Source organism: Streptomyces sp. NPDC026301 (assembly GCF_055567935.1).
The window spans coordinates 73,003-85,095 of sequence record NZ_JBVHPN010000005.1; the positions used below are offsets into that span (position 1 = coordinate 73,003).

At 72.1% G+C, this 12,093-nt stretch carries 14 protein-coding genes; 5 read left to right on the forward strand and 9 right to left on the reverse strand.

Annotation, left to right across the window (positions count from 1 at the left end; translation table 11 throughout):
• Window positions 1-22: 22 nt before the first annotated feature.
• Together ACZ4MH_RS10065 and ACZ4MH_RS10070 are read left to right on the forward strand one after the other, a co-directional pair.
• Window positions 23-835: an alpha/beta fold hydrolase gene (locus ACZ4MH_RS10065; protein WP_351593833.1), complete on the forward strand. Its 813-nt coding sequence runs from the start codon at window positions 23-25 to the stop codon at window positions 833-835.
• 49 nt (window positions 836-884) lie between these two features.
• Window positions 885-1,583 carry a TetR/AcrR family transcriptional regulator gene (locus tag ACZ4MH_RS10070; RefSeq protein WP_351593836.1) on the forward strand — a complete coding sequence of 233 codons (699 nt, stop codon included), beginning with the start codon at window positions 885-887 and terminating at the stop codon, window positions 1,581-1,583.
• Here the strand turns inward: ACZ4MH_RS10070 and ACZ4MH_RS10075 are convergent.
• From ACZ4MH_RS10075 to ACZ4MH_RS10085, 3 genes are read right to left on the reverse strand one after another with little or no spacing between them, the layout of a single operon-like run.
• Complete coding sequence (locus tag ACZ4MH_RS10075) at window positions 1,549-2,070, reverse strand: FBP domain-containing protein (protein WP_351593838.1); 522 nt, start codon at window positions 2,068-2,070, stop codon at window positions 1,549-1,551. The genes ACZ4MH_RS10070 and ACZ4MH_RS10075 overlap by 35 nt on opposite strands.
• A gap of 49 nt (window positions 2,071-2,119) precedes the next feature.
• Window positions 2,120-3,376: a metallophosphoesterase gene (locus tag ACZ4MH_RS10080; RefSeq protein ID WP_351593841.1), complete on the reverse strand. Its 1,257-nt coding sequence runs from the start codon at window positions 3,374-3,376 to the stop codon at window positions 2,120-2,122.
• Window positions 3,373-3,645 carry an SCO4848 family membrane protein gene (locus tag ACZ4MH_RS10085; protein WP_351593844.1) on the reverse strand — a complete coding sequence of 91 codons (273 nt, stop codon included), beginning with the start codon at window positions 3,643-3,645 and terminating at the stop codon, window positions 3,373-3,375. Before ACZ4MH_RS10085 ends, ACZ4MH_RS10080 begins: the two co-directional genes overlap by 4 nt.
• A gap of 100 nt (window positions 3,646-3,745) precedes the next feature.
• On the opposite strand from ACZ4MH_RS10085, the gene ACZ4MH_RS10090 reads away from it, so the two are divergent.
• Together ACZ4MH_RS10090 and ACZ4MH_RS10095 are read left to right on the forward strand one after the other, a co-directional pair.
• Window positions 3,746-5,020 (forward strand): D-alanyl-D-alanine carboxypeptidase family protein, encoded by a 1,275-nt coding sequence (locus tag ACZ4MH_RS10090; RefSeq protein ID WP_351593847.1) that lies wholly within the window; start codon window positions 3,746-3,748, stop codon window positions 5,018-5,020.
• 65 nt (window positions 5,021-5,085) lie between these two features.
• Entirely contained in the window at window positions 5,086-5,580 is a 495-nt protein-coding gene (locus ACZ4MH_RS10095; protein WP_351593850.1) for a hypothetical protein, read from the forward strand.
• A 40-nt stretch (window positions 5,581-5,620) separates the two neighbouring features.
• On the opposite strand, the gene ACZ4MH_RS10100 is transcribed toward ACZ4MH_RS10095, so the two are convergent.
• The 5 genes from ACZ4MH_RS10100 to ACZ4MH_RS10120 form a co-directional block, all read right to left on the reverse strand.
• Window positions 5,621-6,538, reverse strand: a complete 918-nt coding sequence (locus ACZ4MH_RS10100; protein ID WP_351593853.1) for a YihY/virulence factor BrkB family protein — start codon at window positions 6,536-6,538, stop codon at window positions 5,621-5,623.
• A gap of 96 nt (window positions 6,539-6,634) precedes the next feature.
• Window positions 6,635-7,216: a 2'-5' RNA ligase family protein gene (locus ACZ4MH_RS10105; RefSeq protein ID WP_351593856.1), complete on the reverse strand. Its 582-nt coding sequence runs from the start codon at window positions 7,214-7,216 to the stop codon at window positions 6,635-6,637.
• 141 nt (window positions 7,217-7,357) lie between these two features.
• Window positions 7,358-8,371, reverse strand: a complete 1,014-nt coding sequence (gene trpS, locus ACZ4MH_RS10110) for a tryptophan--tRNA ligase (protein WP_351593859.1) — start codon at window positions 8,369-8,371, stop codon at window positions 7,358-7,360.
• 181 nt (window positions 8,372-8,552) lie between these two features.
• Window positions 8,553-9,743: a glutathionylspermidine synthase family protein gene (locus ACZ4MH_RS10115; protein ID WP_351593862.1), complete on the reverse strand. Its 1,191-nt coding sequence runs from the start codon at window positions 9,741-9,743 to the stop codon at window positions 8,553-8,555.
• 29 nt (window positions 9,744-9,772) lie between these two features.
• Window positions 9,773-10,177 (reverse strand): hypothetical protein, encoded by a 405-nt coding sequence (locus tag ACZ4MH_RS10120; RefSeq protein ID WP_351593865.1) that lies wholly within the window; start codon window positions 10,175-10,177, stop codon window positions 9,773-9,775.
• 338 nt (window positions 10,178-10,515) lie between these two features.
• Here ACZ4MH_RS10120 and ACZ4MH_RS10125 point away from each other — a divergent pair, with 338 nt between their 5' ends.
• Window positions 10,516-11,205 carry an esterase/lipase family protein gene (locus tag ACZ4MH_RS10125; RefSeq protein ID WP_351593868.1) on the forward strand — a complete coding sequence of 230 codons (690 nt, stop codon included), beginning with the start codon at window positions 10,516-10,518 and terminating at the stop codon, window positions 11,203-11,205.
• Between the two features lie 37 nt (window positions 11,206-11,242).
• On the opposite strand, the gene ACZ4MH_RS10130 is transcribed toward ACZ4MH_RS10125, so the two are convergent.
• Window positions 11,243-11,986 (reverse strand): SDR family oxidoreductase, encoded by a 744-nt coding sequence (locus tag ACZ4MH_RS10130; RefSeq protein ID WP_351593871.1) that lies wholly within the window; start codon window positions 11,984-11,986, stop codon window positions 11,243-11,245.
• Between the last annotated feature and the right edge of the window lie 107 nt (window positions 11,987-12,093).

A 12,093-nucleotide genomic window follows, 5' to 3' on the forward strand; every position in this document is an offset into this window, starting at 1 on the left:
GTGCCGGGGAATGCTCAGTCGTATGACGAACGACACCGCCCCCCTCTCCCCGCACCGGCCCCTGCCTCCGCTCTCCGCCACCGTCACCGGTTCCGGCCCGGGCATCGTCCTGGCCCACGGCGCCACCGGCAGCATCGACGACAACTACGCCCGCCTGTTACCGGCGCTCGCCGCCTCCCACACCGTCGTCGCGCCCGACTACCCCGGCTCGGGCCGCACCCCGCGCGCGGCCGGGCCGCTCACCCTGGACGGCCTCACCGACGCGGTCGTGGACGGCGCGGTCGCCGCGGGCCTGGAGACCTTCACCCTGGTCGGGTACTCGCTCGGCGCGGCCGTCGCCGTCCGCACCGCCACCCGCTACCCGCAGCGCGTCAGCGGCCTCGTGCTGACCGCGGGGCTGGCCGTCCCGGACCGCCGCATCGACCTCTGGCTCGCGCTCTGGCAACGCCTGCTGGCGCAGGACGACTACGCGGGCCTCGCGCTGGCCCGCACGCTCAGCGGCTGGTCCCCCGGCCGCCTCCAGGACCTGCCGCACGCCGACCTGGACGCACTGCTGGACCCCTGCCCGGAGCTGGTGCCCGACGGCTCGGCGGACCAGGCGGCGCTCGTACGGACCCTGGACACCCGCGCCGACCTGCCGCGGATCGCCGTCCCGACGCTCGTCATCGCCACCCTCCACGACCAGCTCGTCGACCCCGCACACTCCCGCTATCTGGCCGAGCACATACCCGGCGCGCAGTACGCCGAGCTCGCGGCCGGCCACGTGCCGATGTACGAGTGCCCCGAGGAGTGGGAGCGGCTGATCACCGGCTTCCTCGCCGCGCACGGCCTCTAAGCAGCCCCTGCGGTCCCCCGCGTCCCGGCCGCTCACTTAGGGTCGGGGCGTGGACGACGCGAAGCAGGTATCCCGGGGAGAGCAGACGCGGGCGCTGATTCTGGCCACCGCGATGCGGCTCTTCGAGGAACGCGGTTACGACCGGACGACGATGCGGGCCATCGCCCAGGAGGCGGGCGTCTCCACCGGCAACGCGTACTACTACTTCGCCTCCAAGGAACACCTGATCCAGGGGTTCTACGACCGGATCGCCGAGGAGCACGCGGCGGCGGCCCGCGAGGTGCTGGCCACCGAGGACGGGCTCGCCGACCGGATCCGCGGGGTGCTGCTGGCCTGGCTGGACGTGGCGGCGCCGTACCACCGGTTCGCCGCGCAGTTCTTCAAGAACGCCGCCGACCCCGACAGCCCGCTCAGCCCCTTCTCCGAGGCGTCCCGCGGCCCCCGCGAGGCCGCCGTCGCGCTGCACCGCGAGGTGCTGGCGGGCGCGGGCGTGAAGGCGGCGCCCGAGCTGGCCGAGCAGCTCCCGCGGCTGCTGTGGCTGCACCAGATGGGCCTAGTGCTGTTCTGGGTGTACGACCGGTCGCCGGACTGCGCCCGCAGCCGCGCGCTGGCCGCCCGTACGGCGCCGCTGATCGCCCGCGCCGTCGCCGCGTCCCGCTACCGGCTGCTGCGCCCGCTGGTGCGCGAACTGACCGATCTGCTGGACGACTTCCTCACGCCCGGCCCCGACCGGCCTCCGTCTCGGTGACCTTGTCGAGGAACGCGTCGAGGTTCAGGGTCATCCTGGCCACCTTGTCCTCGACCGTGAGGTGCTCCTCGTAGCGGCTCGCCAGGTCCGGCTGCTTCTTGCCGCGCAGGTAGAGGGAGCAGGCGAGGTCGGCGCAGACGTAGGCGCCGACGGTGTTGCCCTGCCGGCCCGCGGCGCCCGCGCGGCGGGCGGCGAGGAGGCTGACGCCCGAGCCGCCGTGCCCGGTGAGGCAGAAGGAGCAGACCGTGGTCTTGGTGAAGGTGCGGCGGACGTTCGTGGGGCGGCGCAGCGTGACGCCGAGCGGGCCGTCCGCGCGCGGCACGACGAGATAGGCCCGGTCGGGCGCCTGGGGGTCCCGCCAGCCGAGGAAGTCCAGGTCGGCCCACGGCAGTGCGGCGAGCCCTGCGGGGAGGTTCAGCCGCTGCGCCTCGCCCTTCGAACAGTTCACGAAGGATGCGCGGATGTCGGGTTCTGCCAGCGGGTCCATGATCCTGAAGCTAACAGGCGGTACGGACGGGCGTCGCCCGGTTTTTCTGCTACGCGTGCAGGGACGCGAGCTGGACGACCGTGACGTCCGGCGGGGCGCCGACGCGGACCGGCGGACCCCAGGCGCCCGCGCCGCGGGTGACGTAGAGCTGGGTGTCGCCGTAGCGGTCCAGGCCCGCGACGGTGGGGTTGGCGGTCGCCGCGATCAGGTTGCCGGGCCAGAGCTGGCCTCCGTGGGTGTGCCCGGAGAGCTGGAGGTCGACGCCGTGCCGTACCGCCTCGTGGATCATCACCGGCTGGTGGGCGAGCAGCACGGAGGCACGGGACCGGTCGCGGTCGCCCAGGGCGCGGTCGTAGTCCGGCCCGTCGGCGTGATTCTCGCCGGAGATGTCGTTGACGCCGGCGAGGTCGAAGCCGGGCAGCTCCACGCGGGCGTTCTCCAGCGGGTGGACGCCCAGCTCGCGTACGTGGTCCACCCACGCGTGCGCGCCGGAGAAGTACTCGTGGTTGCCGGTGACGAAGTACGCGCCGTGCCGGGCGGTCAGCGCGCGCAGCGGCTCCGCGGCCGGGCCCAGGTCCGCCACGCTGCCGTCGACGAGGTCGCCGACGATCGCGATCAGGTCGGGGTTCGCGCGGTTGACCGTGTCCACGACCCGCTGGGTGTGCGCGCGGCCCAGGACCGGGCCGAGGTGGATGTCGCTGACGACGGCGATGCGGAAGCCGTGCGCGGCGCGCGGCAGCTTGGCGAGGGGCACGGTCACCCGCTTCAGGCGCGGCCCGCTGAGCACGCTGTACGTGCCGTACCCGACCGTCGCGGCGGCGGCGGCCGACGCCCCGACGGCCACCGAACGGGCGACGAAGAGCCGCCGGGAGGGGGCGGCGGGGGCGACGGCGGGAGGCGCGCTCCCGGCCGCCACGTCGCCGCCCGCGCCTGCGGGCACCGGCTCCGACTCTCGTACTGGCTCCGGCACTCTTACCGGCTTCGGCACCGCCTCGCGCACCCGCACCCGCAGCCACACCGCGCGTACCACCTCGCCCGCCAGCAGGGCGAGGGTCAGGTAGAGCACCAGGGCGAGCCAGAGGTAGCCCGGCCAGGCGAGGAGCTGCTGGAGGCGGAACGGCGCGCCCGCGCGGGGCGCGACCAGCGCGCCGACGGTGAGCAGCGGCAGCAGCACGGCGAGCACGGTGCCGGTCCGGCGCGCGGCCCCGCCGCGGGCGGTCGTGTCGCGGACCAGGCGGCGCCACAGGTACCAGTGGACCGCGCCGAGCAGCGCGAAGATCGCCGCGACGACCAGGAGGAAGATCACGTACCGGACTTCTCGCCCGCCGGGGCCGCGGCGCCGCGCCGCAGGGCCCGTACGCCACGGAACCCGATCACTCCGATTGCCGTCCCCAAGAGAAAGGACGTCACGGCGAGCGCCAGATGCACCCAGAAATAGGCAGTCGGGTCACCTGCGTCATCGAAGGCGAGACCACTTCCGTCCTTGACCAGATTCTTGACGAAAGTGATCCAGATGAACCAGCTCCAGACCCCGAAGGCGAGCAGGAACCAGGAGACGGGGCGCGAGAGCTTCATGCCTTCCAGTATGAGCGGCGGGTCCGTAGGGCTGTCGTCAGGGGCCGTGTCGCGCGGGGCGGCGACGGCAGCGCCGGGCACGGCGGGTACGTTCACCGTCGTGCCGACGATCTCTCCCTCCGCCACCCCGTCCCCCACCCGCCGCCGCACCGCCCGTACGACCGCGGCCGCCGCCCTGGTGTGCGCCGCGCTGACCGCACCGCTGGCCGTGGCCGCACCTGCCCACGCCGACGACGCGAAGCCCTCGAAGACGCCCACGCCGCCCGCCGCGATGTCCGCGGTCGGCGGCGACCTGCTGGCGAAGCCCGGCACGCAGGTCCGGCTGAAAGACGGCGCCCCGAAGCTGCCCAAGGGCCTCTCCGCGCGCTCCTGGATCGTCTCCGACCCGGAGACCGGTGACGTGCTCGCCGCGCACAACGCGCACTGGCGGCTGCCGCCCGCCTCCACGCTGAAGATGCTCTTCGCCGACACCCTGCTGCCGAAGTTCCCCAAGACCGAGAAGCACAAGGTCGCGCCGGAGGACCTGGCGGGCATGGGCGAGGGCAGCAGCCTGGTGGGCATAAAGGAGAACCAGACCTACACGGTCCACGACCTGTGGCTGGGCGTCTTCCTGCGCTCCGGCAACGACGCGGTGCACACCCTCGCCGCGATGAACCACGGCGTGCCGCAGACCGTCCGCGACATGCAGGCGCACGCGGACCAGCTCAACGCGCACGACACGCACGTCGTCACCCCGGACGGCTACGACGCGAAGGGGCAGGTCTCCAGCGCGTACGACCTGAGCCTGTTCGCCCGCTCCGGGCTGCAGAACGCCGACTTCCGGGAGTACTGCTCGACGGCGTTCACGCAGTTCCCCGGCGAGCAGAAGAAGGGCAAGAAGCGCGAGACCTTCGGCATACAGAACACCAACCGGCTGCTGACCGGCGCGTTCGGCATGAAGCCGTACAAGGGCATCGCGGGAGTGAAGAACGGCAACACCACGAACGCGGGCTCGACCTTCACCGGCGTCGCGCAGCGCGGCGACAAGGTCCTCCTCGTCACGGTCATGAACCCGGCCAAGAAGGACCTCAACGAGGTCTACAAGGAGACCGCCGCGCTGTTCGACTGGGGGTTCGCCGCGCGGGACAAGGTCGAGCCGGTGGGGCGGCTGGTCGGCCCGAAGAGCGAGGAGGGCGACGCCGGCAAGCACAGCACCGCCAAGCAGCACGGCAAGCAGGGCGCGGCGCACCTGGCCGCCACGGAGGGCGACGGGCGGAGCGGCGCGTGGGCCGCGCTGGGCATCGCGGGCGGCGCACTGATCGTCCTCGGCGCCGTAGCCCTCACGGTCCACCGCCGCTGGCCCCTCCCGGACCTGGTACGACGCCGGGGGCGCTGAGCCGTCCCCCCGAGGCCACGGCCATGCACCGACCGCACGCACAGGACCACCGAGAGGATCCGCTGATGAACCGTTCCGAGGCGAGCCGGAAGAAGAACGTCAAGCAGGTCGCTGCGGTCATCGCCCTCGTCGGATTCCTTGCGGTATCGCTGTGGCTCGGTGACGAGCTGTGGGATCTGGCCGTGTACTGGCCGGCTACCGGCATCGGATTCGGCGTCACCGTCGGCGTGCTGCTGCCGATCACGTTCACGGCCGCCAAGCGCTCCTTCCGCCGGGTCAACCCGGCCGAGGGTGAGCGCTCGCCTCGATGGGCCGTGGCCGGCATCGCGTGGGCGGCCGTGGCCGTGGTGAGCGGGATGGCCGTCTCCCGCGCGATCCCCGGAAGGAGGACCTCCTCGAAGCCCTGCACCAGCGAGTGGGCGCCATGCTGGGTGAACCACCTCTATCCGGGCGCCTTCCTCGTGGTACTCGGCAGTTTGGCCGCGACGGCGGCCATCATGACCTGGGGGCCGAGCTGGATGCCCAAGCTGCGCGGCCAGTCCCGCCGGCTCCGCCGGTAACCGCCGAGGCCGGCGCGGCGGCGCGGCGGCCCGGGAGGCGCTACGCGGCGTCCTCCGCGGCCCCGCCGGACCCGCCCGGGGTGGCGGCAGGCACCTCCACCGGCTCGTCGGCCGGTTTCTGGGTGGCCGTCCAGGCTGCGCAGAAGACCAGCAGCTTCGCGGTGAAGTTGATCCACAGCAGCAGCGCGATCGGCGTGCCGAACGCGCCGTACATGTTCTTCGACGCGACGCCCTGCAGATAGCCGCTGAGGGCGTACTTCAGTACCTCGAAGCCGACCGCGCCGATCAGTGCCGCGACGGCCACGGCGCGCCGCGGCGGCTCCGCGCCGGGCAGCTGGGTCAGGACGTACGCCAGCAGCAGGAAGTCCGCGAGCACGGCGATCAGGAAGCCCGCCAGCTTCAGCAGGACGCTGCCCGCGCCGTCCTCGGGGATGCCGATGGCCTGCGCCACCCGGCCCACCGCCGCCGAGGCGAAGACCGAGCAGGCCAGCGAGACCAGCGCCACCCCGCCCAGGCCCAGCAGCAGCGCGCCGTCCCGGGCCTTGGCGAGGAAGAAATTGCCGTCCTCGTCGTCGTTCTCCCACACCGCCCGCAGGCAGTCCCGCAGCGACTGGACCCAGCTCACGCCGGTGAAGAGCAGCGCGGCACCGGCGATCACCCCGACCGTGCCCGCGTTGTCCACCAGCGAGCCGATGTCCAGCTGCCCGGCGATGCCGGGGACCTGGTCGGCGAGCCGGCCCTGGAACTCGCGCAGCTGCGCGTCGCTGAGCAGCGCGGCACCGATGGCCGCCGCCACCGTGAGCAGCGGAAAGAGCGCCACGAAGCTGGTGAAGGTGAGGGCCGCTGCCAGCCGGGTCCAGTGCACGCGGTCCATCCGCTGGTACGCCCGCCACAGGTGGGTGCGCATCAGCCACACCACCGCGGGTCCGATCAGCGGCAGCCTGGTCAGCCACTCCATGAGCCGCGGGTACCCCTTCCCGTGCCGTTGTCCCCCATCCGGCGGAACCCTAGCTTCCGGATCGCCGCGTACGGCGCAGACGCGCCAGGGCCGGGATTACCGGGAGGGCGCCGGCGGCCGGGTGAGGTCGGCCTGCCGCGGCACGCCGCCGACCGGCGCGCCGAAAGGGTACTCGCGCTCCAGCCGCCACACGCCGTCCGCGCCCTGCTGGTACAGCGCGAAGCCGCCGATCGTCCACGCGGCCTCGAAGTCCGCCAGCTCCCGCTGGGCCCGGTCCATCTCCTCCTCGGACGTGCCGTGCGCGACGGTGACGTGCGGGTGGTACGGGAACTGCAGCTCACGGGCGCACGGCCCGGACGCGGCGCGGATGCGCTCCTGCAGCGCCGTGCAGCCCGCCATGCCGTCGACGAGCTTGACGAAGACGACGGGCGAGAGCGGCCGGAAGGTGTCCGTGCCCTTCAGGCGCAGCGTGAAGGGCCGGAAGTCCGCCGCGACCTCGGCGAGGTACTTCTCGACCCGCGGCAGATCGGCGGGGTCGGCCTCGGTGGGCGGCAGGAGGGTGACATGAGTGGGGATGGCGTGCGCGGCCGGATCCCCGAAGCGCGCGCGCTGCTCCTGGAGGAAGCGGCCGTACGGCTCCGGGACCGCGATCGAAACGCCGAGCGTTACGGTCCCCACTGCGTTCTCCTCCCTGAAACGGATGGTGTCCCCGGATGCCAGTGTGCCGGGTGCGCCGCCTTTACGGCGAGCGGCGTCGGTCCTGCCGTCGGCGGGACCTTGGCCCCCTGTGCGGGGGCCGCGGCGCGTCCCGGCGTGCTGTCAGTGCTTGGCGGGCAGGAAGCCGATCCGGTCGTACGTGGTGGCCAGCGTCTCGGCGGCCACCGCGCGGGCCTTCTCGGCACCCTTGGCCAGGATCGAGTCCAGCGTCTCGGGGTCGTCGAGGTATTCCTTCGTACGGTCCCGGAAGGGTGTGACGAAGTCGACCATCACCTCGGCCAGGTCGGTCTTGAGCGCGCCGTACATCTTGCCCTCGTAGTCCTTCTCCAGCTGCGGGATGTCCGTGCCGGTGAGGGTGGAGAGGATGGTCAGGAGGTTGGACACGCCGGGCTTGGCCTCGCGGTCGAAGCGGATCACCGTGTCCGTGTCGGTCACCGCGCTCTTGATCTTCTTGGCCGTGGCCTTGGGCTCGTCGAGCAGGTCGATGATGCCCTTCGGCGAGGACGCCGACTTGCTCATCTTGATCAGCGGGTCCTGAAGATCCTGGATCTTCGCGGTCTCCTTCACGATGTACGGATTCGGAATCGTGAAGGTGTCACCGAAGCGCGTGTTGAAGCGGTCCGCGAGGTCGCGGGTCAGCTCCAGGTGCTGGCGCTGGTCCTCGCCGACCGGGACCTGGTTGGCCTGGTACAGCAGGATGTCCGCGACCATCAGCACGGGGTATGTGAAGAGGCCGACCGTCGTGCGGTCCTGGCCCTGCTTGGCCGACTTGTCCTTGAACTGGGTCATCCGGGACGCCTCGCCGAAGCCGGTGAGGCAGTTCAGCACCCAGCCGAGCTGCGCGTGCTCCGGCACGTGGCTCTGGACGAAGAGGGTGCAGCGCTCGGGGTCCAGACCGGCGGCGAGCAGCTGGGCGACCGCGACGCGGGTGTTCGCGCGCAGCTCCTTCGGGTCCTGAGGCACGGTGATCGCGTGCAGGTCCACGACCATGTAGAAGGCGTCGTGGGACTCCTGGAGCGCTACCCACTGGCGGACAGCGCCGAGGTAGTTGCCGAGGTGGAAGGAGCCGGCGGTGGGCTGGATACCGGAGAGCACACGCGGACGATCGAGAGCCATGCCACTCATTCTCTCAGGTCCCCGGCCCGTCCTGGCCGCCGGTGGGAATACCGGCAGGTACGGGGCGGACGACCGGCGGGTACAGGGTGGACGACGGCACGTACGCGGCGGGCGACCGGCTGGCGTCACGGAGCGCAGCGGCCACTGCCACGGAGAGTCCGGCCTGCTCCGTAAGACACCCCTAGCGGATCACGTGCGGCAGGAAGCGGGCGTACTCGTCCGTGACCAGCCCCGACGACTCGCGGATGCCCAGGCCCGCCGCCTCGTCCTCGACGACCCACGCGCCGAGCACGACACGGTTGCCGTCGAAGTCGGGCAGCGGGGCCAGTTCCTGGTAACAGACCGGCTCCTCCCGGACGGCGGTGTCCTCGGCGCCCGGTCCGTGGACGGTGACGCCCGCGCCCTCGCGGCCGAGCAGCGGCTTGGCGACGTACCCCGTCGTACCGGCCATGTCGCGCGGGCCGTCGAGGTAGGCGGGCAGCAGATTCGGGTGGCCGGGGAACAGCTCCCACAGGACGGCCAGCAGCGCCTTGTTGGAGAGGAGCATCTTCCAGGCCGGCTCGATCCAGAGGGTGGAGCCGGTTCCGCCGCCGTTGTCGAGGGTGTCCAGGACCTGCGGGCCGAAGCGGTCGGCGGCCAGCCACTCCCACGGGTAGAGCTTGAAGCAGGAGCGGATGAACTTCAGCCGCTGGTCGACGAAGCGGCCCGAGAGCGGGTCCCAGCCGATCTCCTCCATGGAGATCGCGACCGTTTCCAGGCCGGCCTGCTGGGCGGTCTCCTCCAGATAGGCGACGGTCATCAGGTCCTCGCCCAGCTCGTCACCGGCCGAGTGCGCGAAGTGCACGGGGGCGCCCGGCGGCAGCAGCTTCGCCTGCCGCCGCCATGCCTCCACCAGCCGTTCATGCAGCGAGTTCCACTGGTCGGCGCCGGGGAAGCGGTCCTCCATCCAGAACCACTGGGCACTGGCCGCCTCGACGAGGGAGGTGGGGGTGTCGGCGTTGTACTCCAGCATCTTCGCCGGCTGTCCACGCCCGTCGTAGCGCAGGTCGAACCGCCCGTACACGGAAGGGAGTTCGGCTCGGCGGTACCAGGACTCGGCGATCAGGGCGCACAGCCGCGGGTCGGTGATGCCGAGGTCGGCGAAGCGCCGGTGCTCGACGATGTGCGCGGCCGCGGCCAGGCACATGCCGTGCAGCTCCTCGACGACCTCTTCCAGGGCCTCGACCTCGGGGAGGTCGAACTCGTAGTACGCGCTCTCGTCCCAGTACGGACGCAGCGAGTCGTCCGGGAACCGGGTCAGGGGGTAGATCACCCCTTGCGCTTCGACCGTCTCCTGCCAGTCGGGGCGGGGGTCGATGAGGTGGCGTCGCATGGTCCTGGTCCGCTCGTCCGCTCGCCCGCTCAGCCGCCGAAGGAGCCGTGGTAACCGCCGCTGTGCGAGCCGCCGGAGCCCGAGCAGCCGAAACCGCCCCGGTCCACGGCCTGGCTCCGGCTGAACGTCCCGTAGTCGGCCCGCCGGCCGTCCACGTCGGCGTCGTAGTACCACTGCCCGTCGACCGGGCGGCCGGAGCCGTACCCGCCGCTCTTCATGCCGCCCGAGGATCCGCCCTTGCCGCCCGTGCTGCCGTGGCTCGTGCAGTTCTTGGAATCGACGATGCGGTATCCGTTGAGCGCGTCGTAACTGCTGCGGTCCACGCAGCGCTTGTCGGGCTCGGAACCGCAGGAGGTGAGGGCCGCGGCCAGCGCGCCCATCCCACCCAGGATCACCGTGCTCGACCGCAGCCTCCGCCGTGCCTTTTCCGCCATGGTGCGTCGTCCCCCGTAGAAGCGATTGTCGTGCTCCCGCCAGCCTAGATGATCGAGTCCGATGTACTCAGTGGCCGTAGTCCGCCCGGCCGGCCGACGAGAAGAACTCGGCGCGCGCGTCTTGACGGTTGTTCCCTACGCGCCAGTAGGCTCACGCCACCCCTCGAACGGCACCGGTGTCCTCCCCACGCGGCTGCGGCGAACCGTCCCCACGGAATGCCCCCGCGTGTCCCGCAGGAATCTCCCGTGACCCGGGAAATTGCGATTGCCCAGCGCTGTCCCCCTCCGCGCCTGATGCGCTCCTGAGCGCTTTCCGCACCCACTCCGGGAGACTCCCCGTGAAGAAATCCCTCGTGGCCATGGCTGTCGCCGCGACCGGCGCCCTCGTCGCCCTCCAGGCAGCCGGTCCCGCCGCGGCGTCGAGCGCCTCCGCCTTCGGCTCCTCCAGCAACCCGGTCCTCTTCGTGCACGGTTACAGCGGCAACGGCAGCAACTGGAACACCATGGCCGACCGCTTCAGAACCGACGGCTGGCCGTCCTCCTACCTGGACCAGTGGTCGTACGACTCTCGGCAGTCGAACGCCACCACCGCCCAGCAACTCGCCACTGAAGTCGATCATTTGCTCGCCGCCACCGGTGCCGCCAAGGTCGACATCGTCAGCCACTCCATGGGAGGGCTTGCCTCGCGCTACTACCTGAAGAACCTCGGCGGGGCATCCAAGACCGACGCCTGGGTGTCACTGGGCGGTCCGAACCACGGGACCGACAGCGCCAACAGCTGCTTCGACACTTCCTGTACCGAGATGCGCATCGGCTCCGGCTTCCTGAACACCCTCAACTCGGGCGACGAAACCCCCGGGTCGCCCCGGTACGCGACCTGGTGGTCACCGTGCGACACGGTGATCAATCCGGACAGTTCCGTGGCGCTGTCCGGAGCGTCCAACACCGAGACCGCCTGCCTCGGCCACACCGAGCTGCTCAGCGACGCGACGGTGTACGCCCAGACCCGGGACATGATCAACAACTGATCCCCATCCCGGCCTCGGTCCGCGACGGCCTCCAGGCTCACCGCCCGCCGGCCACCCGCAGGACCGTGCCCGTGGTGTACGAGGCGTCCGGGGAGAGCAGCCAGGTGATGGCGGCGGCGATCTCGTCGGGGGCGCCGGCGCGGCCGAGGGGGATGCCGGGGGCCGCCTGGGCGGCGCGGTCGGGGGCGCCCATGGCGGCGTGCATGTCGGTGTCGGTGATGCCGGGGGCCACGGCGTTGACGCGGATGCCGTCGGGGCCGAGTTCCTTGGCGAGCCCGACGGTCAGCGCGTCGAGGGCCGCCTTCGAGGCGGCGTAGTGGACGTAGTCGCCGGGGCTGCCGAGGGTGGCGGCGGCCGAGGAGACGTTGACGATGGCGCCGGTCCGGCGCGGGGCCATGACCTGGGCGGCGCGGCGGCAGCAGAGCAGCGCGCCGAGGACGTTGACGTCCAGGACGCGGCGGAGCACGGCGGTGTCGGCGTCGGCGAGCCTGCCGAGCGGTCCGGTCACGCCCGCGTTGTTCACCAGCCCGGTGACCGGGCCGAGCCGCTCGGCCGCCGCGTCGAACAGCCGGTCCACGTCGGCCTCTTCGGCGGTGTCGGTCCGCACGACGACGCAGCGGGCCCCGGCGGCGCGTACCCCCTCGGCGGTACGCTCGGCGGCCCCGGCGTCCTGTACGTAGGACAGCGCCAGGTCGTGGCCCGCGGCGGCCAGCCGAATGCAGGTGGCGGCACCGATGCCGCGGCTGCCGCCGGTGACGAGGGTGACGGGGCGCACGGTCATGGTGAACTCCTCGGCGGGCGGCGGGCGATCGCCCCGACAGGGCGAATTCCCCGGCGAAGGCCGGGAAGGACCCTACCCAGCGGCCAGGAGCGTCGTACGGTCGGGCC

Excerpts from the sequence above, each read along its gene's own strand:
- ACZ4MH_RS10065 (WP_351593833.1), top strand. The coding sequence starts at position 23 with ATGACGAACGACACCGCCCCCCTCTCCCCGCACCGGCCCCTGCCTCCG.
- ACZ4MH_RS10075 (WP_351593838.1), bottom strand. The coding sequence starts at position 2,070 with ATGGACCCGCTGGCAGAACCCGACATCCGCGCATCCTTCGTGAACTGT.
- ACZ4MH_RS10085 (WP_351593844.1), bottom strand. The coding sequence starts at position 3,645 with ATGAAGCTCTCGCGCCCCGTCTCCTGGTTCCTGCTCGCCTTCGGGGTC.
- ACZ4MH_RS10095 (WP_351593850.1), top strand. The coding sequence starts at position 5,086 with ATGAACCGTTCCGAGGCGAGCCGGAAGAAGAACGTCAAGCAGGTCGCT.
- ACZ4MH_RS10100 (WP_351593853.1), bottom strand. The coding sequence starts at position 6,538 with ATGGAGTGGCTGACCAGGCTGCCGCTGATCGGACCCGCGGTGGTGTGG.
- trpS (WP_351593859.1), bottom strand. The coding sequence starts at position 8,371 with ATGGCTCTCGATCGTCCGCGTGTGCTCTCCGGTATCCAGCCCACCGCC.
- ACZ4MH_RS10115 (WP_351593862.1), bottom strand. The coding sequence starts at position 9,743 with ATGCGACGCCACCTCATCGACCCCCGCCCCGACTGGCAGGAGACGGTC.
- ACZ4MH_RS10120 (WP_351593865.1), bottom strand. The coding sequence starts at position 10,177 with ATGGCGGAAAAGGCACGGCGGAGGCTGCGGTCGAGCACGGTGATCCTG.
- ACZ4MH_RS10130 (WP_351593871.1), bottom strand. The coding sequence starts at position 11,986 with ATGACCGTGCGCCCCGTCACCCTCGTCACCGGCGGCAGCCGCGGCATC.